The sequence below is a fragment of the Bradyrhizobium sp. Ken51 genome (assembly GCF_055807435.1).
Window position 1 is genome coordinate 1 of record NZ_JBVVPB010000173.1, and the last position, 269, is coordinate 269.

Here is a 269-nt window from a genome sequence, read left to right on the forward strand (position 1 = left end):
GCGGGATCCGCACTATTTTCGGTGATAGCAAAAAATAAAAAAGTATAAATAATAAACAAAATTATAAGAGAAGGAGAACATGATAAGCGCAGGCCGAGCAATTTAAAGAAGTGTGATATACAACATAAAACAGCAGCATGACCTTTTTAAATGAATATTCGCGAGTAATATGAGCAATACTAATTTTGTAAAAATCAAATATTGACTCTCGCCCTTCTTGTTGAGCTTTCGCATGTAAAACATGATTTTTCCATTGCAGAACTGCGTAT

Annotated in this window: 1 pseudogene; it reads right to left on the reverse strand. The window is 33.5% G+C overall.

The features are described from left to right. Positions 1-61: 61 nt before the first annotated feature. Positions 62-269, reverse strand: a pseudogene (locus tag AC0L27_RS41355) (hypothetical protein); the annotation flags it as partial.